The sequence below is a fragment of the uncultured Microbacterium sp. genome, from assembly GCF_963524805.1.
Taxonomy (GTDB): Bacteria; Actinomycetota; Actinomycetes; order Actinomycetales; family Microbacteriaceae; genus Microbacterium.
Genome location: NZ_CAURGG010000010.1, coordinates 1 through 20,538, shown reverse-complemented (window position 1 = coordinate 20,538; position 20,538 = coordinate 1). Strand labels below are relative to the sequence as shown.

Annotated in this window: 20 protein-coding genes; 6 read left to right on the top strand and 14 right to left on the bottom strand. The window is 69.6% G+C overall.

Annotated elements, in window-relative coordinates; all coding sequences use genetic code 11:
* Positions 1 to 57: 57 nt before the first annotated feature.
* The 7 genes from RWQ91_RS15410 to RWQ91_RS15380 form a co-directional block, all read right to left on the bottom strand.
* A complete protein-coding gene (locus RWQ91_RS15410) occupies positions 58 to 792 on the bottom strand; it encodes an amino acid ABC transporter ATP-binding protein (protein WP_314507821.1) in 735 nt (244 codons plus the stop codon).
* Entirely contained in the window at positions 789 to 1,649 is an 861-nt protein-coding gene (locus RWQ91_RS15405) for an amino acid ABC transporter permease (protein ID WP_314507819.1), read from the bottom strand. Before RWQ91_RS15405 ends, RWQ91_RS15410 begins: the two co-directional genes overlap by 4 nt.
* Positions 1,650 to 1,708: 59 nt before the next feature.
* Positions 1,709 to 2,557 carry a transporter substrate-binding domain-containing protein gene (locus RWQ91_RS15400; RefSeq protein WP_314507817.1) on the bottom strand — a complete coding sequence of 283 codons (849 nt, stop codon included), beginning with the start codon at positions 2,555 to 2,557 and terminating at the stop codon, positions 1,709 to 1,711.
* A gap of 107 nt (positions 2,558 to 2,664) precedes the next feature.
* Positions 2,665 to 3,747 carry a DUF6596 domain-containing protein gene (locus tag RWQ91_RS15395; protein WP_314507814.1) on the bottom strand — a complete coding sequence of 361 codons (1,083 nt, stop codon included), beginning with the start codon at positions 3,745 to 3,747 and terminating at the stop codon, positions 2,665 to 2,667.
* The gene (locus RWQ91_RS15390) at positions 3,744 to 4,124 is read right to left on the bottom strand and encodes a YciI family protein (protein WP_314507811.1); all 381 of its coding nucleotides are present in this window, start codon (positions 4,122 to 4,124) and stop codon (positions 3,744 to 3,746) included. Before RWQ91_RS15390 ends, RWQ91_RS15395 begins: the two co-directional genes overlap by 4 nt.
* An 80-nt stretch (positions 4,125 to 4,204) precedes the next feature.
* Entirely contained in the window at positions 4,205 to 4,759 is a 555-nt protein-coding gene (locus tag RWQ91_RS15385; protein ID WP_314507807.1) for a hypothetical protein, read from the bottom strand.
* Positions 4,760 to 4,851: 92 nt separating this feature from the next.
* On the bottom strand, positions 4,852 to 5,649 hold the full coding sequence (locus RWQ91_RS15380) for a transglutaminase family protein (RefSeq protein WP_314507804.1): 798 nt from the start codon (positions 5,647 to 5,649) through the stop codon (positions 4,852 to 4,854).
* A 177-nt stretch (positions 5,650 to 5,826) separates the two neighbouring features.
* On the opposite strand from RWQ91_RS15380, the gene RWQ91_RS15375 reads away from it, so the two are divergent.
* From RWQ91_RS15375 to RWQ91_RS15355, 5 genes are all read left to right on the top strand, one after another.
* Positions 5,827 to 6,909 (top strand): LacI family DNA-binding transcriptional regulator, encoded by a 1,083-nt coding sequence (locus RWQ91_RS15375; RefSeq protein ID WP_314507801.1) that lies wholly within the window; start codon positions 5,827 to 5,829, stop codon positions 6,907 to 6,909.
* 71 nt (positions 6,910 to 6,980) lie between these two features.
* On the top strand, positions 6,981 to 8,273 hold the full coding sequence (locus tag RWQ91_RS15370) for an extracellular solute-binding protein (RefSeq protein ID WP_314507797.1): 1,293 nt from the start codon (positions 6,981 to 6,983) through the stop codon (positions 8,271 to 8,273).
* Between the two features lie 16 nt (positions 8,274 to 8,289).
* Positions 8,290 to 9,249, top strand: coding sequence for a carbohydrate ABC transporter permease (locus RWQ91_RS15365; RefSeq protein ID WP_399546644.1), 960 nt, complete (start codon positions 8,290 to 8,292; stop codon positions 9,247 to 9,249).
* Complete coding sequence (locus RWQ91_RS15360) at positions 9,246 to 10,154, top strand: carbohydrate ABC transporter permease (RefSeq protein ID WP_314507792.1); 909 nt, start codon at positions 9,246 to 9,248, stop codon at positions 10,152 to 10,154. Before RWQ91_RS15365 ends, RWQ91_RS15360 begins: the two co-directional genes overlap by 4 nt.
* Entirely contained in the window at positions 10,151 to 11,227 is a 1,077-nt protein-coding gene (locus RWQ91_RS15355) for a glycosidase (RefSeq protein WP_314507789.1), read from the top strand. The genes RWQ91_RS15360 and RWQ91_RS15355 overlap by 4 nt, the downstream gene beginning before the upstream one ends.
* A gap of 103 nt (positions 11,228 to 11,330) precedes the next feature.
* Here the strand turns inward: RWQ91_RS15355 and RWQ91_RS15350 are convergent, their stop codons facing one another.
* From RWQ91_RS15350 to RWQ91_RS15325, 6 genes are read right to left on the bottom strand one after another with little or no spacing between them, the layout of a single operon-like run.
* Positions 11,331 to 12,137, bottom strand: coding sequence for an HpcH/HpaI aldolase/citrate lyase family protein (locus RWQ91_RS15350; RefSeq protein WP_314507785.1), 807 nt, complete (start codon positions 12,135 to 12,137; stop codon positions 11,331 to 11,333).
* On the bottom strand, positions 12,122 to 12,910 hold the full coding sequence (locus RWQ91_RS15345; protein WP_314507782.1) for a fumarylacetoacetate hydrolase family protein: 789 nt from the start codon (positions 12,908 to 12,910) through the stop codon (positions 12,122 to 12,124). The genes RWQ91_RS15350 and RWQ91_RS15345 overlap by 16 nt, the downstream gene beginning before the upstream one ends.
* On the bottom strand, positions 12,907 to 14,073 hold the full coding sequence (gene hpaD, locus RWQ91_RS15340) for a 3,4-dihydroxyphenylacetate 2,3-dioxygenase (RefSeq protein ID WP_314507780.1): 1,167 nt from the start codon (positions 14,071 to 14,073) through the stop codon (positions 12,907 to 12,909). Before hpaD ends, RWQ91_RS15345 begins: the two co-directional genes overlap by 4 nt.
* Before the next feature lie 35 nt (positions 14,074 to 14,108).
* Positions 14,109 to 15,668 (bottom strand): 5-carboxymethyl-2-hydroxymuconate semialdehyde dehydrogenase, encoded by a 1,560-nt coding sequence (hpaE, locus tag RWQ91_RS15335; protein ID WP_314507777.1) that lies wholly within the window; start codon positions 15,666 to 15,668, stop codon positions 14,109 to 14,111.
* Positions 15,669 to 15,686: 18 nt separating this feature from the next.
* Positions 15,687 to 16,394, bottom strand: a complete 708-nt coding sequence (locus RWQ91_RS15330) for a GntR family transcriptional regulator (RefSeq protein ID WP_314507775.1) — start codon at positions 16,392 to 16,394, stop codon at positions 15,687 to 15,689.
* A complete protein-coding gene (locus RWQ91_RS15325; RefSeq protein WP_314507773.1) occupies positions 16,376 to 17,878 on the bottom strand; it encodes a fumarylacetoacetate hydrolase family protein in 1,503 nt (500 codons plus the stop codon). The genes RWQ91_RS15330 and RWQ91_RS15325 overlap by 19 nt, the downstream gene beginning before the upstream one ends.
* 114 nt (positions 17,879 to 17,992) lie before the next feature.
* Here RWQ91_RS15325 and RWQ91_RS15320 point away from each other — a divergent pair, with 114 nt between their 5' ends.
* Complete coding sequence (locus tag RWQ91_RS15320) at positions 17,993 to 19,375, top strand: MFS transporter (protein WP_314507771.1); 1,383 nt, start codon at positions 17,993 to 17,995, stop codon at positions 19,373 to 19,375.
* A gap of 106 nt (positions 19,376 to 19,481) precedes the next feature.
* Here the strand turns inward: RWQ91_RS15320 and RWQ91_RS15315 are convergent.
* A partial coding sequence (locus RWQ91_RS15315) for a thiamine pyrophosphate-dependent enzyme (RefSeq protein WP_314507768.1) occupies positions 19,482 to 20,538 on the bottom strand: 1,057 nt, incomplete at its 5' end.

The window sequence follows — 20,538 nt, the reverse complement described above, 5'->3', positions numbered from 1 at the left end:
TCACCCGCAGTCTCGACCTGCGCTTGCAGTCTCGCGGACAGGCCGGAGCCTGACCCGTCAGGCGCGGAAGCGCGTCAGAAACTCCCGGGTGCGCGCCTCGCGCGGGTTGCCGAACACCTCGGCCGGCGGGCCCTGCTCCAGGATGCGCCCCGCGTCGAGGAACACCACCCGGTGCGCCACGTCGCGCGCGAAGGCCATCTCGTGCGTGGCCATCAGGATCGTCGTGCCCTCGTCGGCCAGCTCGCGCACGAGCTCGAGCACCTCGCCCACCAGTTCCGGATCGAGAGCCGACGTGATCTCATCCAGCAGCAGGATCTCGGGATCGGTGGCGATCGCGCGCACGATCGCCGCACGCTGCTGCTGCCCGCCGGAGAGGCGGTCGGGGTGATCGCGCGCTTTGTCGGCGAGGCCGACGCGCTCGAGCATCACGAGGCCGCGGGCCTCGGCATCCCGCTTGGACTCCTTGTGCACCACCCGCGAGGCGAGCGTGACGTTGTCGAGCACGGACATGTGCGGGAACAGGTTGTAGCTCTGGAAGACCACCCCGAACCGCGCCCGCACCCGGTTGGCGTCGATGCGCGGGTCCGAGATGTCCTCGTCGCCGAGCAGCATGCGCCCGTCGTCGATCGGTTCGAGCAGGCTCAGGCACCGCAGCAGCGTGGATTTGCCCGATCCGCTCGCGCCGATCACGGCGACGACCTCGTGTGCCGCGAGCTCGAGCGACACTCCTCGCAGAACATCGCGGTCGCCGAACGACTTCCACAGGTCCTCGGCCCGCAGCAACGCCGTCACAGGATCGATCCGCTCTGCTCGCGACGGCGCAGCCGCGCCGAGTACCAGTCGGTCAGTCGGATCGTCGGGATGGCCAGAAGCACGAACAGGAGCCCGGCCACCAGGTACGGCGTGAAGTTGTAGGTCTGAGACGCCTCGATCTTGGCCGCGAGCACCGCATCGGCGATGCCGAGGATCGAGATGAGCCCGACGTCCTTCTGCATCGCGACGAAATCGTTCATCAGCGGCGGGGTGATCTTGCGCAGCGCCTGGGGGAGGACGACCCGGCGCAGCGTCTGCGTGTACCCGAGCCCCAGGGCGCGCGCCGCGAGGCGCTGCGAGGGGTGCACCGCCTCGATTCCCGCGCGGATCACCTCGGCCACATACGCCGAGTACGTCAGGGTCACGGCGAGGGTGCCGAGCAGGATGAGCGGGATGCGGGTGTTGGTCAGGGTCGGGATGCCGAAGCCCACCACGTAGAGCACGATGATGAACGGCAGGCCGCGGAAGATGTCGGTGTAGGCCGCGGCGATCGCGCGCAGCGGCAGGAAGACCGGGCCGGGCAGCGTGCGCAGCACCGCGATCAGCAGGGCGACGATGGACACCGTCACCAGCGACAGCGCGAGCACCTGCAGGTTGACCAGGAACCCCTCCCACACGCGGGGAAGCGATTCCAGCGCGATCGTCGGGTTGAAGAACGCCTGCTGCACGGCGGCCCAGCCGGGGGTGGCGATGACCGTGACCCAGACGATGATCGCGAACGCGATCGTCGAGGCGACCGCCACGAGCACCGAGCGCTGCGACTGCCGAGCCCGGAACGCGCGCCGCTCGAGCTCGAGCGCACTCGGGACGCGCCCGTCGGGCAGGGGAGAAGTCACGGGACGAAGCTACAGGGCGCCGCAGTGCCCGGTGTGATCGGCGCCGTCGAAGGCGCGCCTCACTGCAGGAGCGTGACGCCCTGGCCCGCGCCCAGCCACTCATCGGTGATCGCGGCGAGCGTGCCGTCATCGCGCAAGGCGTCGACGGCTTCGCTGACACGGTCGGTGAGCGGCGAGTCCTTGGCGAGCACGACGCCCCACTCGTCGGCGACGCCGCCGGCGGGCAGCTCGCCGACGATGTAGGAGTCGTCGATGTAGAGCGCCGTGGCGAGGTAGGCGGTCGGCAGATCGATCACGAACGCGTCGAACTGGCCCGCGTTGAAGGCCGCGACGGCGTCCTCGTTCGAGGCGTAGAGCAGGGGCTCGACGTTCGGGTCGATGACGTCCTCGATCGTCTGGGCGCTCGTGGAGCCGGCCATGGCTCCGAGCGTGAGGTCCTTCAGACCCGCGATCGTGTCCACGCCGTCGGCGGCGCCGCCGTTGATCGCGACGACCGCCTGGCTCGCGGAGTAGTACGGCGACGAGAAGTCGACGGCCTGCTTGCGCTCGTCGGTGATCGTGTACTGCTGGATGTTGAAGTCGAAATTCTTCGGACCAGGGGCGATCGCGGCCTCGAAACTCGTGCGCACCCACTCGACGTCCTCCGCCGCGAAGCCGAGCTGGTCGGCGATCGCATACGCGATCGCGGCCTCGAAACCTTCGCCCGACGACGGGTCGTCGTCGATGACATACGGCTCGTAGGCGATGTCGCCGGTGGCGATCGTGAGCTTGCCGGGGGTGAGGTAGCCCTCGTCCTCGGGCGCGCTGGATCCTCCGGCGGACGGCGAGCCTGCGGCGCAGCCCGTCAGGGCGAGGGCGACGAGCGCGATGCCGACGACGGCGGTGCGCAGGGACGAGTAACGCGACATGGGTGCCTCCGGGAGTGGGGAAAGCGGCGCGCTCGTGCTGGCGGCGCAGCCGCTGGGTTCCATCATCCCCCGCCACCGGCGCGGCGGCGCCGCCGGGAGTCGCTCTGTTACGAGTTCTTCACACGCGGCATCGGATCATCGCCGGGTCGGCGCAGCCGTTCCTCGGCCGCCGCCAGCGCGGTGCGTGCACCGGCGGTCGGGGCGACCGCCACGAGCCCCCGGTAGAGCGTGACGAGGGTGGCGGCATCCAGCGCTCCGGTCCTGGCGCGGTCGCAGTGCACGGCCTGGATCGCCGCCTCGAGCTGGAAGCGTCCGAGCGGGTTGCCGAGGGCGGACGCTCGACGCAGCAGCGCGCGTCCCTCCGCGATCAGCTCGCCGTCCCAGCGGGCGGGATCCTGCTCGTCCAGCGGCGGCCAGGGTCGCGCTCTGCGTGCCGGCGCCCGCGACTGGGAGAACGTGAGGAGAGCCGCCAGACCCCAGGCTTCGGGCTCGGTCTCGAGCAGCGCCGCGAGCAGCACCGCGAGCCAGCGCGCCTCGTCGGCGATCGAGTCGCGGACGGAATCGGCGGCGGGCCCGTCCTCGAGCCAATCGATCGCGTACGCGCCGTAGATCGCCTCGAGAACCGCGTCCAGGCGCGCCGGCATGTCAGCGCGCATCGGAACGGCGAACGGGATTCCGGTGTCGCGGATGCGCCGCTTCGCGCGAACGAGCCGCTGCGCCATCGTGGCAGGCTCGACCGCGAAGGCGCCTCCGATCTGCGCGGCGTCGAAACCGAGCACCACCTGCAGCATGAGCGGCGTGCGGATGCCGGGATCGATCGCCGGGTGGGCGCACGCGAACAGCAGCTCGAGCCGCTTGTCCGGAATCCGCTCCCGTCCGGCGACGATGTCGGCGGCATCCCCCTCGCCCGCTTCGAGCACGTCCTCCAGCAGGGGCACCGCGGCGCGCACAGCGGGGGAGCGGAGCAGATCGCGCAGTCGATTGCGTGCCACGGTCACCAGCCACCCTTCGGGGTTGTCCGGGATGCCGGTCTCGGGCCAGGTGCGCAGGGCCTTCTCGAACGCGTCCGACAGAGCGTCCTCGGCCAGGGCGAGATCCCGCGTCGCGGTCGCCACGACCGCCAGGAGCCGGCCGTACGACGCCCGCGCCGCACGCTCGGCGGCCGCGCGGGCATCGGGCGCAGCGGTCATGCGTAGTCGAAGGCCGTCCAGGCGCCGTCGACGAAGCGGGTGCCGACAGGGCGGATCTCGACCGCACCCCAGTTCACCGATGGCGCCTTGCCGGCCCAGCCGATCGCCTGATCGAGGTCGTCGACCTCGATCACGAACGTGCCGCCGAGCTGCTCCTTGGTGTCCGCGTACGGCCCGTCCTGCACCCGCAGCCCCTCGCCTCCGCGCACGGTCGTGGTGGCAGAGGACGGCTGAAGCACTTCCGCGGAGCGGAGCACACCCGCCGCATCGAGCGCTTTGGCGTACTCGTCGAACTCGCGCATGCCTTCGGCAAGGCCTTCGGGGCCGAGCTCATCGGCCGTCATCTCGGGGTAGTGCAGCAGCAGTGCGTAACGCATGGTGTCCGTCCTTCTTCTCGTCGATCAGTGACACCCCTATGACGCTCGAGCGTCCCGCCGATCGACATCATGTGCGCGAATCAGCTCTTTCCGAGCTCGTCGAGCATGCGCCGCTGCTCGTCGGTGAGTCCGTCCTGCAGCTCGCGGCGCGCGCTCGCCGATTCGGGCGCCGTGAGGGGGGCGGATGCCGCGGCACCGGCATCCGCCACCGTGTTGCCCGTGGCCCTGTCGTAGAGCGCGCCGGCATGGCCCTCGACGCGGTCGTCGATCGCGTCGTAGATCGCCCAGCCGATGAGGATGAGCACCGGTGGCAGGACGTAGCCCCAGAACCAGCCGCCGACGCTCACTCCCGACAGCAGCACGGTGATCACCCACACGATGAGCGCGACGATGAACACGAGCGCGCCCTGCACGACCTTCTCGCCGATCCTGGTGCGCTGTCCGGCCGAGCGCGCGGCCATGGACTGGAACAGCCGGTGGATGAGCGGCTTGACCCAGATGGTCAGGGCGGTGAGGATCACGCCGGCCCACAGTGCAGCCCACCCGACCCGTGCGGGCGTCAGCCAGCCGATGACCAGGAGCACGGCGACGTCGAACACCAGCAGGGACAGGAACCGGACGACCCACTTCTTCATGCCGCTACGTTGCCACGCTTCGCGCCGACCGCGCCACCGCGTTGCTGCGCCACCGGACTGCGCAACCCTGCCGCTCGCGCCGGCCGACGAGCTCAGTGCATGCGCACCAATTGGTCCAGGTCGTCGCCGGGCAGTTCGTCAACGATCGCCATGACCTCCATGTCGACCAGATCGACGCGCCCGGAGATCGTCGTCAGGAACGCCGAGTCGGCGGCATCCCGCCCCGTCGCGATCCGCACGAGCGTCGATCGCGGCGCGAGTGTGGTCGCATCCACGACGTGCCAGCCGTCCTCGACCCAGGCTTCGGCGACCGCGTGGAAATCCATCGGGAACAGGCCCGGTGCGTAGACCGACACCAGCCGGGCCGGCACGTTCAGCGCACGCAGCAGCGCGACGGTCAGATGGGCGTAATCGCGGCAGACCCCTTGCCGGGCGAGCAGCGTGCGGATGGCGCCGTCGGTCGGCAGGCTGGAGCCGCTGACGTACGACAGGTGAGTGCCCACCCACGACGAGACCGAGGCCAGCAGCTCGGCCGGATCGGTGATCGCTCCGAACTCGGCGAACGCGGTGGGGCCGAGTGCGTCCGACTCGGCGTAGCGGCTCGGCCGCCGGTAGGTGATCAGGTCGGTGGCGTTGGCGACCGTCGCGGAAGCCTCACCGGGGATCGAGGCGTCGTACGACGCCACGAGGCGTCCGACCGGGCTCATCACCTTCTGCAGGCGAGTGCCGTGCGAGTCGGGCACCGCCTCGAACGCGAGCGGCTCTCCGTCGAGGGTGAAGGTGATGTGCTCGGTCGTGGGAGTGTGATGCCCGCTCACCGCCATCGAGAACACGAGCTCGGCGGGTTCGGTGACGTTCAGCTCGATACGGCTCGCGACATCTCTCTTCATGCCTCCAGGTTGGCACGCGCAGATGACCGGCGTGTGACGCCGGGGAGGGGTTGACAGGACGAAAGTGGCTCCTGTCAACCCGTCGACAGGCACGTTCGGACGGCGATATCGTGCGCTAAACCGGTTCAGACGACGTGCGGATGCCGTCGAACCGGTGACAGAAGGCAGAGCAGCCCCATGAGTGACGACAAGAACGCCGGTCCCCGGCGACGTCCGACGATCTCGGATGTCGCCCAGCGGGCCGGTGTCAGCAAAGGGCTCGTCTCGTTCGCTCTGAACGACCGACCCGGTGTGAACGTCGACACGCGGGAGCGCATTTTGCGCACCGCGGCGGAGATGGGATGGACACCCGACCTGCGGGCGCGCTCGCTGAGCACGAATCGGTCGTTCGCGCTCGGGATGGTGCTGCAGCGCGACACCGACATCGTCGCCGGCGATCCCTTCTTCCCCGCCTTCATCGCGGGCGTCGAGCGGGAGCTGTCCGAGGCGGGGCAGGTGCTCGTGCTGGCGTCCGTTCCGGATGCGGCCGTCGAGGCGGAGGCCTACCGCAAGCTCGCGGCCGACCGCCGGGTCGACGGCGTGTTCCTGGCGGACCTGCGGGTGGGTGACGAGCGGATCGCCCTCGTCGAATCGCTGGGACTGGACGCGGTGACCCTGGGCCATCCCGACGTCCCCTCGCATTTCCCCGCCGTCTCGGTCGACGACATCGGCGGGGTGGTGGCGACCGTCGAGCACCTGGTCGAACTCGGGCACCGCTCGCTCGCGCACGTGTCCGGGTCGCCCGACATGCTCCATGCACGCAGCCGCCGAGGGGCGTTCGAGCGCGCGTGCGCAGAGCACGGCGTTCGGGGCCGCGTCGTCGACGCCGATTTCAGCGCGCGCGAAGGGGCGGAAGCCACCCGCGCGCTCCTTGCGGACGCCGCGCACCGACCCACGGCGATCACGTACTCGAACGACCTGATGGCGCTCGCCGGGGTCGCCGTCGCCCAGCGGCAGGGACTCAGCGTCCCGCGCGATCTCTCGATCGCCGGGTTCGACGACAGCGATCTGGCGCGTTACGTCTATCCCTCGTTGAGCTCCGTGGCGACGGATGCCGTCGAGTGGGGCTCCGCCGCCGCGCGCGCCCTGCTGGCCTCGGTCGCCCACACCGTCGTCGAGGACGTCGAGCTCGCCCCCGCGCGCCTGGTGCCGCGCGAATCGACCGGACCCGCGCCTCGCGTGCACCCCTCATCTGCAGCATCCGACGGCGGATCGGGCTGAGCCCGCGTCGCCGTTCGGATGACACTCCGGATGCGGCCTGCGGCTGCATCCTCCCCCAGGAAGGAAAGAAAATGCGAAGAAGCATCAAGATCGCGGCCATCGCCGCCACCGGCGCGCTGGCCCTCACCGCGTGCAGCGGCGGAGGCGGAGGCGGCGGCGGCGGAGGCGACCTGGAAGGCCGCGGCGACATCACGATCTGGTACTCCAACAACGAGGCCGAGATCGCGTGGGGCAAGCAGATGGTCGAGGCGTGGAACGCAGACCATCCCGACGAGCAGGTGAAGGCGCAGGAGATCCCGGCGGGGGACAGCAGCGAGGCGGTCATCGGCGCCGCGATCACGGCCGGGAACGCGCCGTGCCTCATCTTCAACACCTCGCCGGCGGCTGTGCCGCAGTTCGAGAAGGCGGGCGGGCTCGTGTCGCTGTCCGGCTTCGAGGACGGCGACGACTACATCACCGCGCGCAGCGGCGACAACGCCGAGCAGTATGCCTCGGCAGACGGCGAGTACTACCAGATGCCCTGGAAGTCGAACCCGGTCGTCATCTTCTACAACAAGGCGATGTTCTCCGCGGCGGGCCTGGATCCGGAGGCGCCCGCGCTGTCGACGTACGACGAGTTCCTCTCGACATCCCGCACCCTGGTCGACTCCGGCGCAGCGCCCTACGCCATCTACCCGGCACCCTCGAGCGAGTTCTTCCAGTCGTGGTTCGACTTCTATCCGCTCTACGGGGCGGAGACCGGCGGCACGCTGCTGGTCGAGGACGGCAAGGCGACCTTCGACTCCGAAGCCGGCGCGACGGTCTCGGAGTTCTGGGCGACGATGTACGACGAGAAGCTCGCGGGACAGGAGGCCTACAACGGCGACTCGTTCGTCGAGGGCAACTCGGCGATGACGATCGCCGGCCCCTGGGCCATCTCGTACTTCGGCGATGACGTCGACTGGGGAACCGTGCCGGTGCCCACCTCGAAGGGAACGCCGGCGGAGGAGACCTACACCTTCAGCGACGCGAAGAACGTCGGCATGTTCACCGCCTGCGAGAGCAAGGGCACGGCCTGGGATGTGCTGAAGTTCGCCACCAGCGAGGAGCAGGACGGACAGCTGCTCGAGCTGACCGGCCAGATGCCCCTGCGGCAGGACCTCACGACGGCGTACCCCGACTACTTCGAGGCGAACCCGGCGTACCAGGTCTTCGGCGACCAGGCCAACCGCGTGGTCGAGGTGCCCAACGTGCCGAACTCGATCGAGGTGTGGCAGACCTTCCGGGACGCCTATTCGAAGACGGTGATCTTCGGCGAGGGTGACATCGACGCGTTCCTGACCGACACGGCGGCCAAGGTCGACGATCTCGTCGGCCAGGGCTGATGAGCGGGACCTGCAGATCATGACCTCCGTGAAAGCGGAGCCGAAGACGGAGTCGGCCCGGGACGGCGCGCAGCGCGCGCGTTCGTCCCGGCGCCGGCGCCGTATCCTCGGCGAGAACCCGCTGGGGCTGCTCCTGAGCGCCCCCTACCTGATCTTCGTCGGCGTCGTCTTCGCCTTCCCGCTCATCTTCGCCGTCTGGATGTCGTTCCAGGACTACTTCTTCGCCGCCCCGGGCGCGGACGTCCAACGCGACTTCGTCGGCTTCGACAACTTCATCACCGTCGCGACCGATCCGGCCGTGTGGCGGTCGTTCCTGAACGTCGGGATCTTCCTGATCATCAACGTCCCGCTCACCGTGGTGCTGTCCCTGTTGCTCGCGACGGCCCTCAATCGGGTCGTCCGCGGGCGCCTGTTCCTGCGCGTGAGCTTCTATGTGCCCTATGTGACGGCATCCGTCGCGGTCGTCGGCGTGTGGCTGTTCATGTTCAGCGGCACCGGGCTGGTCAACCAGGTTCTCGGCCCCGTGGCACCGGACCCGTCGTGGCTGATCAACCCGTTCCTGGCGATGCCGACGATCGCCTTCTTCGTCACGTGGAAGCAGCTCGGCTTCTTCATCCTGCTCTACCTCGCGGCACTGCAGGCGGTCCCCCAGGAGCTGTACGAGTCGGCCGCCACCGATGGAGCGGGTGCCGTGCGCACGTTCTTCTCGGTCACGGTCCCGGGAGTGCGATCGGCGACGCTGCTCGTGCTGCTGCTGGCGACGATCACCGGCGCCAACCTCTTCACCGAGCCGTATCTGCTCACCAACGGCGGCGGACCCAACGGAGCGTCCACCTCGCCGGTGCTCCTGATGTATCAAAAAGGTCTGGAGCAGGGCAATCCCGATGTCGCGGCTGCGATCGGCGTGATCCTCGTGATCCTCGTCCTCGTGCTCGCACTGATCGAACGCAAGCTCGTCGGAGATGAGGAGTCATGACCACCACCGGTACGCGCGCAGACGCGCTGACGACCACGCAGCAGGATCCGGTCGCGACGCGCCGCGGCCACCCCGGTCGCGCGGGACGCATTGCGCGCTGGATCCTGCTGGCGCTGGGGGCTCTGGTGTTCCTGTTCCCCTTCTACTACATGGTGGTCGGGTCGCTGCAGACGAAGCCGGACACCAGTCCCGCCGGGGCGTTCCCGAATCCGGCGAACATCACCTTCCAGAACTACGTGGAGATCAACGAGCGCATCAGCCTGCTGTCGGGCCTGGTCAACTCGGGCATCTTCACCGGCGGGGTGATCCTCTGCACCGTCGTGTTCGGCGTGCTCGCCGGCTACGCACTCTCGGTGCTGGCCTGGCGAGGGCGCGGCGTGACGTTCGCGATCGCGCTGCTGGTGCAGATCGTGCCGTTCCAGCTGCTGATGATCCCGCTCTACGTGCTCATCGCCCGCGACTACGGACTCGCCGACACGCATCTGGGCATGATCCTGCCGTTCGCCATCAACTCGGCGGCCGTCCTGATCTTCCGCCAGTACTTTCTGCAGGTGCCGCGAGCGCTCTTCGATGCCGCCAGGATCGACGGCGCGAGCGAGCTGCGCGTGCTGTGGAGCGTCGCCCTGCCGCTGGTGCGGCCGGCGCTGCTGACTGTCGTGCTGCTCACCTTCATCGGCCCGTGGAACGAGTTCCTCTGGCCCTTCCTCATCACGAAGGAGCCTTCGATGCAGCCCCTGGCCGTCTCGCTCGCGAACTACATCACGACCGTGGCCGCCTCGGCGTCCAACCCGTTCGGCGCGATTCTGGCCGGCGCCGTGGTGCTGGCCATCCCGGCCGTGGCGCTGTTCATCATCTTCCAGCACCAGTTCCAGAGCTCGGACATCGGGTCTGGGGTCAAGGGATGACCGGTGCGCAGACTCGTCTGCCGACCGTGCCCTACACGCTCACCCGCGTCGGGGTGGTCATGTCGCCGGAGGAGGGCAACCCGCTCGAGGTGGAGGGCGTGCTCAATCCCGCATCGGGCCGGGGTCCGGACGGGGAGCTCTACCTGCTCCCGCGTCTGGTCGCCGCCGGCAACGTCTCGCGCGTGGGCCTGGCCCGCGTGATCGTGGAGGACGGCATCCCGATCGGCGTGGAACGGCAGGGCATCGTGCTCGAGCCGGATCGCGCGTGGGAACGGGGCATCGGCAACGCCGGTGTCGAGGACCCGCGGATCACCTGGATGGCCGAGCTCGAGCTGTTCGTGATGACCTACGTCGCGTACGGACCGCTCGGTCCGAGGACGGCGCTGGCCGTCTCGACCGATCTGCGCGAATGGCGGCGGCTCGGGCCGGTGCTGTTCACGTACGACGACGCGCTCGACACCGATCTGAACCTCTTCCACAACAAGGACACGGTGTTCTTCCCGGAGCCGGTCACCGGGCCGGACGGCGTGCGCAGCTTCGCCGTGCTGCACCGGCCGATGTGGGACCTGAGCGAGACCAAGGCCGACCAGGGCGTCATGGTGCCGGCGGGCATCTCGGATCCGCGCGAGTCGATCTGGATCAGCTATGTGCCGGTCGCTGCGGTGACGCAGGACATCTCGGCCCTGACGCTGTGGAGCGGGCACCGATTCGTGGCCGGACCGGAGTATCCGTTCGAAGTGACCAAGATCGGCGGCGGCCCGGCACCGCTGCGGGTGCCGGAGGGATGGCTGGTGCTGCACCACGGTGTCACGGGCCGGATCGTGAAGGCGTTCGACCACCAGCAGAACGTGCACTACGCCGCCGGGGCGATGCTGCTGGATGCCGACGATCCCTCGATCGTGATCGCCCGGACGCCCGAGCCGCTGCTGCAGGCAGAGACCGAGGACGAGCGGGGCGGCATCGTCCCGAACGTGGTCTTCCCGACCGCGATCGAGCAGATCGACGGCGTGACGTACGTCTTCTACGGCATGGCGGACTCGAGGATCGGCGTGGCTCGGCTCGACCGCGCCTGACCCCCCCTCTGCGCGAGATCACCCTCTGCTCGCGAGGTCACCCGCTGCACCTGTGTGCGGCGGGTGATCTCGCGGCGGCGGGGTGATCTCGCGCGAGGAGGGGTCAGTACGAGGGGCGCGCGCCGGTGGCCTCAGCCGCCGGGATGAAGCGTGCCGCGAGGGCTTCCGAGCCACGGGCCAGCAGCCCGACGTCGGCGCCGACCAGCACGAAGGACGCTCCGGCGGCGAGATAGCGGTCGGCCATCTCGGGATCGAAGGCGTTCACGCCGACCGGCTTGCCGGCGGCGCGGACGGCGTCGAAGGTGCGCAGGACCGCGGCGATGACGTCGGGGTGCGTCTGGCGCCCGAGGACGCCGAGGGATGCCGCCAGATCGGCGGGTCCGACGAAGATGCCGTCGACCCCGTACACCGCCGCGATCTCGGCGGCGGCAGCCACTCCCGCCGTGGTCTCGATCTGGACGAACAGCGAGACGTGGTCGTCCGCGTTCTCGAGGTAGGCGTCCACGCGGTTCCACCGGGCCGACCGGGCGAGCGCCGACCCGACGCCGCGACTCCCGCGCGGGGGGTATCGCACGGCCCGGACGACGGCGCGGGCTTCGTCGGCGGACGAGATCATCGGCACCAGCAGGTTCTGCGCGCCGAGGTCGAGCACCTGCTTGATTGTGACCACATCGCCGATCGGGACGCGCACGACCGGGGTGATCGGGTAGGCCGCGACGGCCTGCAGCTGAGCCAGCACCGACTCCAGGCCGTTGGGGGAGTGCTCCATGTCGATGAGCGTCCAGTCCATGCCGGACCCGGCGCAGATCTCCGCGACCAGCGGCGAGCCGGAGCACACCCAGATTCCGGCGAGGGGGCGGGATGCCGCGGCCAGCGTCTCGCGGAAGGTCGGTGCTAGACGAAGCGGCATTCGATCACTCCCATGGGTCCGTAGTCGCACCTGACGCTATCGCCCCGTCCTACCCACATGGGGCGGGTGAAGGACCCTGCCAGGATGATCTCGCCGGCTTCGAGCCGCGCGCCGTGCTGGGCGAACTTGTTGGCCAGCCAGGCGACGCCCGTCGCGGGGTGGCCGAGCACCCCGGCTGCGACGCCCGTCTCTTCGATCTCGCCGTTGCGGCTCAGCACGCCGGGCACCCAGCGCAGGTCGACCTCGTCCGGGCGCTTGTGCACGTCGCCGAGCACCATCGCCCCATACGCGGCGTTGTCCGAGATCGTGTCCACGATCGTGCGGCCCTCCAACTCGATGTGCGAGTTGAGCACCTCGAGCGCGGGCACGGCGTACTCGATCGCGGCCAGGGCGTCCTCGAGCGTGCAGTCCGGGCCCTCGAGCGGCGTCTTGAGCACGAACGCGAGTTCCACCTCGATGCGCACGTTCGAGAACTTCTCGACCGGGATCTCGGCGCCGGAGGGGTAGACCGTGTCATCGAACATCACGCCGTAGTCGGGCTCGGTGATGCCGGTCGCCTGCTGCATCGCCTTGGACGTGAGTCCGATCTTGCGCCCGACCAGGCGGCGGCCGTCCGCGATCATGCGGTCGCGCCACACGCCCTGGATCGCGTAGGAGTCCTCGACCGTCGCCTCGGGGTATCGCGCGGTGATGCGCGGGATGACGCTGTGCGTGCGGTCGGCCGCGGCCAGCTCATCGGCGATCGCGGCGATGTCCGCGTCGGAGAGGGTCATAGCTGGTGGCCGAGCTTGTACTCGCCCTGCTTCCAGCTCGGCAGGTCGTCGGGGTCATCCGCCGGCCTCGTGTACGAGAACCCGTCGGCGCCGATCGTCACCGCCATCTCGGAGGTGTCGGTACGCGCGACCACCGGCTGCGGGTTGCCGTCCAGATCGAGCACGAGCGAGGCCTCGGTGTACCAGGAGGGAACGACGGGATTTCCCCACCAGTCGCGGCGCTGGTTGTCGTGCACGTCCCAGGTGATGACCGGGTTGTCGGGGTCGCCGGTGTAGTAGTCCTGCGTGTAGATCTCCACCCGGTGCCCGTCGGGGTCGCGCAGGTAGAGGTAGAAGGCGTTCGAGACGCCGTGGCGGCCGGGACCGCGCTCGATCGCGTCCGAGCGGCGCAGCGCGCCGAGCTTGTCGCAGATCGCGAGGATGTTGTGCTTCTCGTGCGTCGCGAAGGCCACGTGGTGCATGCGCGGTCCGTCGCCGCCGGTCATGGCGGTGTCGTGCACGGTGGGCTTGCGCCGCATCCACGCGGCGTACACGGTGCCCTCATCGTCCTGGATGTCCTCGGTCACCCGGAAGCCGAGGTCCTGCATGAAGCCCACGGCGCGCGGCACGTCCGGGGTCACCTGGTTGAAGTGGTCGAGCCGCACGAGTTCTCCGGGGGTGTGCAGGTCGTACCGCCACGAGAGGCGCTCGACGTGCTGGACGTCGTAGAAGAACTCGTACGGGAACCCGAGCGGGTCGGTGACGCGCACCGAGTCGCCGATCCCCTTCGTGAAGCCGTCCGCGCGCCGCTCGACGCGGCATCCGAGTTCCTCGTAGAACGCGACGGCCTTATCGAGCTCCGCTGCGGAGCGCACCCGGTACGAGAACGCGGCGACGGCCGCGACGGGACCCTTCCGCAGGACGAGGTTGTGGTGGATGAACTCCTCCGTGCTGCGCAGGTAGATGACCTCGTCGTCCTCCTCGGTCACGTACAGCCCCAGCACGTCGACGTAGAAGACACGGGATGCCGCCAGGTCGGTGACGACGAGGTCCATGTACGCGCAGCGCAGGATGTCCGGCGCGGGCGAGGCCGGCGTCGCGATCGGGTCGTCGGAGTGGATCGGCGCCTCCTGGGAGACGGAGAAGCCGGAGGAGGTGAGGGTCTTGGGGGAGCGGTCGGTCATGTCAGCGTCCTTGCGTGAGATCGAGCGGGGGAGGGTCAGCGCGGGTCGGGATCGTCGAGGTCGGTCTCGTCGTGGTGCTCGTGCTTGCCGAAGGTGGGGTTGTGGGCCGCGCCGAGCGTGATGTGCACCGCCTGCTGGTCGGTGTAGAAGTCGATCGAGCGGTACCCGCCCTCGTGGCCGAGCCCGGACGCCTTCACGCCGCCGAACGGGGTGCGCAGGTCACGCACGTTGTTGGAGTTGAGCCACACCATGCCGGCCTCGACCGACTGTGCGAAATTGTGCGCGCGCTTGAGGTCGCTCGTCCACACGTACGCGGCGAGCCCGTACTTCGTGTTGTTCGCCAGTTCGAGCGCCTCCTCATCGGTGTCGAACGGCGTGATCGCCACCACCGGGCCGAAGATCTCCTCCTGGAAGATGCGGGCATCGGGCGACACATCGGCGAACACCGTCGGGGCGACGAAATTCCCGGTGTCGAAACCGTCCGGACGCCCACCGCCCGCGACGAGGCGGCCCTCGGACTTGCCGAGCTCGACGTAGCTCATGACCTTGTCGTAGTGCTCCGGGTGCACGAGCGCGCCGACCTCGGTCGCCGGGTCGTGCGGGTACCCGACGATCACGCGAGAGGCCTGAGCGGCGTAGCGCTCGACGAACTCGTCGTACACGTCGCGCTGCACCAGGATGCGGCTGCCGGCCGTGCAGCGCTCGCCGTTGAGCGAGAACACGCCGAAGATCGTGGCGTCGATCGCGGCTTCGAGATCGGCATCCGCGAACACGATCGCGGGGGACTTGCCGCCGAGCTCCATCGAGAGCCCCTTGAGGAAGGGCGCCGCGTTGCCGAAGATCAGCTGTCCCGTGCGGCTCTCGCCGGTGAACGAGATGAGCGGAACGTCGGGATGCTTCACGAGCGCGTCTCCGGCGTCCTCGCCGAGACCGTTCACGAGGTTGAACACGCCCTGCGGAAGGCCGGCCTCCTCGAAGATGCCGGCCCACAGCGAGGCCGAGAGCGGCGTGAATTCGGCGGGCTTCAGAACGACGGTGTTGCCGGTGGCCAGCGCCGGGCCCAGCTTCCACGACTCGAGCATGAACGGCGTGTTCCACGGCGTGATGAGCCCGGCGACGCCGATCGGCTTGCGGTTGACGTAATTCAGCTGACGCCCGGGCACCTTGTACGCGTCGTCTGCCTGCGCGACGATCAGGTCGGCGAAGAACCGGAAGTTCTCCGCCGCCCGGCGGGCCTGCCCGAGCGCCTGCGTGATGGGCAGGCCGCTGTCGAAGCTCTCGAGCTCGGCGAGGCGGGCGTCGCGCGATTCGACGATGTCGGCGATGCGGTGCAGCACGCGGGAGCGCTCGCGCGGCAGCATCCGCGGCCACGGCCCCTCGGTGAACGCGCGGCGGGCGGCCGCGACGGCCCGGTCGATGTCTGCCTTCTGGCCGGCCGCAGCCTGCAGATAGGTCTCGTTCGTGACCGGGTCGAGAACGTCGAACGTGTCGCCGTCGATCGAGTCGACGAAGGCGCCGTCGATGTAGTGCTGGATGCGGGTGGGCAGGTCGGCGGGCACGCGGTGCGCAGCGACGGCCGTGGCGGTGTCGGTCATGGTTTCCTCGCAGTCGGTTCAGGATGCCGGGAGGCCGAGGGCCTCGTCGGGGTGTTCGTGGGTCAGGTAGGCGTCGAGCGTTGCGGAGCGGTGGCGGCGTGCGGCCATCTCGATCTCGCCGAGCGCGGCGCCGCGCTCGATGAGCTGCAGGATGTTCTCGTGCTCGCGCACCGACTCGGCCGCGCGGCCGGGCACGAAGCTGAACGTCGAGTCCCGCAGGTGCCCGAGGCGCGCCCACTCCGCGTTCACGAGCTCGAGCATGCGCGGGTTCGCGCACGGAGCGAACAGGATCGCGTGGAACTCCTGGTTGAGCCCGGTGAAGGACCGCGGGTCGAAGTGGTCGAGCGTCTCGACCATCAGGTCGTTCACCGCACGCGCGCGGCGGATGTCCTCGGCGGTGATGCGGCGAGCCGCGAGCGCGGTGGCGGTGCCCTCCAGAAAGCTCAGCGCCTGCATGCTGAACCGGTACTGCGAGTCGTCGACCATCGACACGTGCGCGCCGACGTTCCGCTCGAACGTCACGAGCCCCTCGGCCTCGAGCTGGCGGATCGCCTCGCGCACGGGCACGACGCTCATGTCCAGCTCCTTGGCGATCGAGCCCAGCACGAGCCGGTACCCGGGGGTGAAGTCCTGGTTCGCGATGCGCCCCTTGATCCAGTGGTACGCGCGCTGCGACTTGCTCTGGCTTGCCGCCTCCGCGGCGACGGTCACTTCTGTGCGCGCCATGCGTCGTACCTCCCTCTCCACTCGGCGTTCATCGGGAAGAGGCCGTCGATCGGATGCCCGGCCGAGACCTGATCCGCCACGTAGGCGTCCTCGTCCTCCTGCGCGAGTGCGGCATCCACGACCTCTTCGGCCAGGCCCGGCGGGATCACGATCACGCCGTCGCCGTCGCCCACGACGATGTCGCCGGGCTGGACGGTGGTGCCGCCGCATCCGATGGTCACGTCGAGATCCCACGGCACGTGCTTGCGTCCGAGCACCGCCGGATGCGCCCCCGCGGAGTACACCGGGATGCCGATCCCCGCGACAGTGTCGTAGTCGCGCACGCCCCCGTCGGTGATGATGCCGACCGCGCCGCGTGCCTTCGCGCGCAGGGCGAGGATGTCGCCCAGCGTGCCGGATCCGGTCTCGCCTCGGGCCTCGATCACGATGACCTCGCCTTCGGCGACGCTGTCGAACGCCCGTTTCTGCGCGTTGTATCCGCCGCCGTGGCTCTGGAACAGATCCTCGCGGCCGGGGACGAACCGCAGGGTCTTGGCCGTGCCCACGATCTTGGTGCCGGCGTGCATCGGGCGCACCCCGTCGATCGTGACGTTGTTGAGGCCGCGCTTGCGCAGCTGCGCGGAGAGCCCCGCGACCGGCGCGCGCTCGAGCTTCTCGCGCAGGCCTGCGCTCAGCACAGATGCCGCTGCGGAAGCGTCAGCAGCCGCGGGTGAGAGCCCGGCGGCCTCGCGCGACCCCCACGCCTCGGCGCGCTGGGTGTCATCGACCGCCGGCAGCGACCCCAGTGCGGGATCGAAGGATGCCGAGCCCTGCGTCACCGTGGTGACCAGTCGGCCGGTCGACAGGCCGAGGGCAGGCGCGTCGACCTCCACCACGACGACATCGCCGGGCACGACCACCGACGACCCCGCCGGAGTCCCGGTGAGGATCACGTCGCCGACCTCGAGGGTGAAGTGCTGCGACAGGTCGGCGACCAGCTGAGTTAGCGGGAAGATCAGGCCGGCCGTGGTGTCGTCCTGTGCGAGGACGCCGTTCACCCACGTGCGCAGACGCAGCTCGCCCGGGTCCAGGGCCGCGGCATCCAGCAGCGCCGGACCGACGGGCGTGAACCCGTCACCGCCCTTGGAGCGGACGTTCGAGCCCTTGTCGTTCGCGCGGAGGTCGTACAGGCCGAAGTCGTTGGAGGCCGTCACGAACCCCACATGCCGCCAGGCGTCGTCCATCGAGACGCGCCGCGCGTCCGCGCCGATCACGAGCGCGATCTCGCCCTCGAAGGCGAGCAGCTCCGTGCCCGCGGGCCGCTCGATCGTGCTTCCGGATGCCGCCACCGAGCTCGAGGGCTTGAAGAAGTAGGAGGGTGCCTCAGGTCGCCGCCCGCGCTGGTCGGCCCGGGAGGCATAGCTCAGGTGGATCGCGATGATCTTGCCGGGCCGCGCCGGCAGCGGCCCGAACCGGTCTGCCGCTGCATCCGTCGAAATGGTCATGAGCTCCCTCGCCCTTGCGTCGTATCCGAAATCGTATATTATTTAACCCACCCCCGGCAAGTGCTTCCTCGCGCACTGGCCAGACAGCGCAGTCGACTGACACTGGAGTCTCATATGTCCGCACAGACGCCGACCGGGTTCACTCCCACCGGCACCATCGCCACCTCGACAGACCGCCGCCGCGTGGTCTTCGCCACCGTGGTCGGCACCACCGTCGAGTGGTACGACTTCTTCATCTACGCCACGGCCGTCGCCCTCGTCTTCGGCCAGCTGTTCTTCGCCCCCGCGGGCGAGGAGTTCGGCCAGATCCTCGCCTTCCTCACGGTCGGCATCAGCTTCCTGTTCCGCCCGCTCGGCGCATTCCTGGCCGGCCACTTCGGCGACAAGTACGGCCGCAAGGTCGTGCTGATGCTCACGCTGATCCTGATGGGGGTCGCGACCGCCCTCATCGGGCTGCTGCCCACGTACGAGGCCATCGGCATCTGGGCGCCGGTGCTGCTCATCCTCCTGCGCATCCTGCAGGGCATCTCGGCCGGCGGCGAGTGGGGCGGCGCGGTGCTGATGGCCGTCGAACACGCCCCCAAGACCAAGCGCGGACTGTTCGGCGCCTCGCCGCAGATCGGCGTTCCCCTCGGTCTGCTGCTGGCCTCCGGGATCATGGCGCTCATGACTATCATCGCGCCGGGCGACGCGTTCCTGGCATGGGGCTGGCGCGTGCCGTTCCTGCTCTCGATCGTGCTGATCCTGATCGGTTACTACGTGCGCCGCCGCGTCGAGGAGAGCCCGGTGTTCACCGAGCTCGCCGAGCGCAAGGAGGTCACCCGGACCCCCATCGTGCAGCTGTTCCGCAAGCACGCGCTGCTCGTTCTGATCGCCGCGGTCGTCTTCGCCGGCAACAACGCGGTGGGGTACATGACCACGGGCGGCTACATCCAGAACTACTCCACCAACCCCGAGGGTCCGGTCGGCCTGGAGCGGGAGCCCGTGCTGTGGGCCGTCGCGGCCTCGGCGGTCGTCTGGCTGCTCTCGACGTTCTTCGCGGGCTGGATCTCGGACCGCATCGGCCGCCGGACCACGTACATCATCGGCTGGATCCTGCAGCTGATCGGTGTCTTCACGCTGTTCCCGCTCGTGAACACCGGGGACATCTGGCTGCTGTTCGCCGGGCTCGGCATCCTGACGATCGGCCTCGGTTTCACCTACGGACCGCAGGCGGCGCTGTACTCGGAGCTGTTCCCGGCGTCCATCCGCTTCTCGGGGGTGTCGATCTCCTACGCGATCGGCGCGATCCTCGGCGGCGCCTTCGCCCCCACGATCGCCGCGGCCCTGGTCGCTGCGACCGGAACGACGATGTCGGTGGCGTTCTACCTCGCGGGAATGACGCTGCTGGGACTGACCGCCACGCTGCTGCTGCGCGACAGGTCCGGCATCCCCCTGGGTCCCGACTCGGAGGCGGAGCAGAACGTCAGCCCGATCTACGGGATGGCGAAGGCCTGAGCCACCACCACTGAGCGCGAGATCACCCCGCGCTCGCGAGATCACCCGCCGCGCACCTCGCCGGCGGGTGATCTCGCGAACAGCGGGTGATCTCGGGCAGGGGAGGTCAGGAGTTCACGCGGATGATCTCCTCCTGGTACGGCGCGATCACCGCTCCCGAGATGCGCAGGTCCAGCAGCAGGAACGGACGATCGGATGCCGGCGTCCGGGTCCATGCCGTGAGGCGATCGAGGTCTGCGAGGGAGCGCACCACCACACCCTCTGCGCCGAAGCCTCGTGCGACCCCCGCGAAATCGACCTGCGGGATGAGCATGGGCTCTTCGGCGAGGCCCTTGAGGCCGTACAGGTTCACCTCGGCGCCGTAGGCGGCGTCGTTCCACACCACCGCGAGACCGCGGCCGCCCGCGACACGCACGGCCGACTCCAGGTCGGCCAGTGCCATGAGCCCGCCACCGTCGCCGGTCGTGAGCACGATCGTCGCGTCGGGTCGCGCGCGGGCGGCGCCGGGGACGCTCGGGAAGCCCAGTCCGATGGACTGGAAGGCGGTGCCGACCAGCATCATGCGGTCCGGCGATGCGACCGGCCAGTACATGTTCGCCCAGCCGATGAAGTGGCCGCCGTCCGAGACGACGATGCGGTTCTCCGGCAGCAGCTCGCCGATGCGCGCGGCCGCAGAACGCGGGTCGAGCCGTCCGTCGGGGGCGAGGTCGTCGCCGGATTCGTACGCGCGGGCGGATGCCGCATCCACGCTCTCGCGCCACCCGCTGGGTGCCGCGCCGATGGCGGCGAGCTCGTCGGCGAGCGCGCGCGCCACGACGGCGGCATCCCCCCGGATGTACCCGCCGACGTGCGGGTGGGTCGCTGCCGGTGCGAGATCGACCTGGAAGACGCGCGTGCCCGGTGCGAACAGCGCGCCGAAGCGCATCGTGAACTGGTTGAGCGAGGCGCCGAAGACCACGGCGACATCGGCCTGGGCGACGAGCTGCATCGCGGCCTCGGCGCCGAAGCCGCCGGTCACCCCGAGGTCGAACTCGGAGCGGGGGAAGATGCCGCGCCCGAGCGCCGTCGAGGCGGTCAGGGCCCCGGTTGCGTCCGCGAGCGCGCCGACCGCGTCACCCGCGCCGGCGATCCACGCGCCGCGGCCGGCGAGCAGGAACGGGCGC

Excerpts from the sequence above, each read along its gene's own strand:
- RWQ91_RS15380 (WP_314507804.1), bottom strand. The coding sequence starts at position 5,649 with ATGAAGAGAGATGTCGCGAGCCGTATCGAGCTGAACGTCACCGAACCC.
- RWQ91_RS15370 (WP_314507797.1), top strand. The coding sequence starts at position 6,981 with ATGCGAAGAAGCATCAAGATCGCGGCCATCGCCGCCACCGGCGCGCTG.
- hpaE (WP_314507777.1), bottom strand. The coding sequence starts at position 15,668 with ATGACCGACACCGCCACGGCCGTCGCTGCGCACCGCGTGCCCGCCGAC.
- RWQ91_RS15360 (WP_314507792.1), top strand. The coding sequence starts at position 9,246 with ATGACCACCACCGGTACGCGCGCAGACGCGCTGACGACCACGCAGCAG.
- RWQ91_RS15325 (WP_314507773.1), bottom strand. The coding sequence starts at position 17,878 with ATGACCATTTCGACGGATGCAGCGGCAGACCGGTTCGGGCCGCTGCCG.
- RWQ91_RS15395 (WP_314507814.1), bottom strand. The coding sequence starts at position 3,747 with ATGACCGCTGCGCCCGATGCCCGCGCGGCCGCCGAGCGTGCGGCGCGG.
- RWQ91_RS15350 (WP_314507785.1), bottom strand. The coding sequence starts at position 12,137 with ATGCCGCTTCGTCTAGCACCGACCTTCCGCGAGACGCTGGCCGCGGCA.
- RWQ91_RS15355 (WP_314507789.1), top strand. The coding sequence starts at position 10,151 with ATGACCGGTGCGCAGACTCGTCTGCCGACCGTGCCCTACACGCTCACC.
- hpaD (WP_314507780.1), bottom strand. The coding sequence starts at position 14,073 with ATGACCGACCGCTCCCCCAAGACCCTCACCTCCTCCGGCTTCTCCGTC.
- RWQ91_RS15375 (WP_314507801.1), top strand. The coding sequence starts at position 5,827 with ATGAGTGACGACAAGAACGCCGGTCCCCGGCGACGTCCGACGATCTCG.
- RWQ91_RS15385 (WP_314507807.1), bottom strand. The coding sequence starts at position 4,759 with ATGAAGAAGTGGGTCGTCCGGTTCCTGTCCCTGCTGGTGTTCGACGTC.
- RWQ91_RS15345 (WP_314507782.1), bottom strand. The coding sequence starts at position 12,910 with ATGACCCTCTCCGACGCGGACATCGCCGCGATCGCCGATGAGCTGGCC.
- RWQ91_RS15330 (WP_314507775.1), bottom strand. The coding sequence starts at position 16,394 with ATGGCGCGCACAGAAGTGACCGTCGCCGCGGAGGCGGCAAGCCAGAGC.
- RWQ91_RS15390 (WP_314507811.1), bottom strand. The coding sequence starts at position 4,124 with ATGCGTTACGCACTGCTGCTGCACTACCCCGAGATGACGGCCGATGAG.
- RWQ91_RS15400 (WP_314507817.1), bottom strand. The coding sequence starts at position 2,557 with ATGTCGCGTTACTCGTCCCTGCGCACCGCCGTCGTCGGCATCGCGCTC.
- RWQ91_RS15320 (WP_314507771.1), top strand. The coding sequence starts at position 17,993 with ATGTCCGCACAGACGCCGACCGGGTTCACTCCCACCGGCACCATCGCC.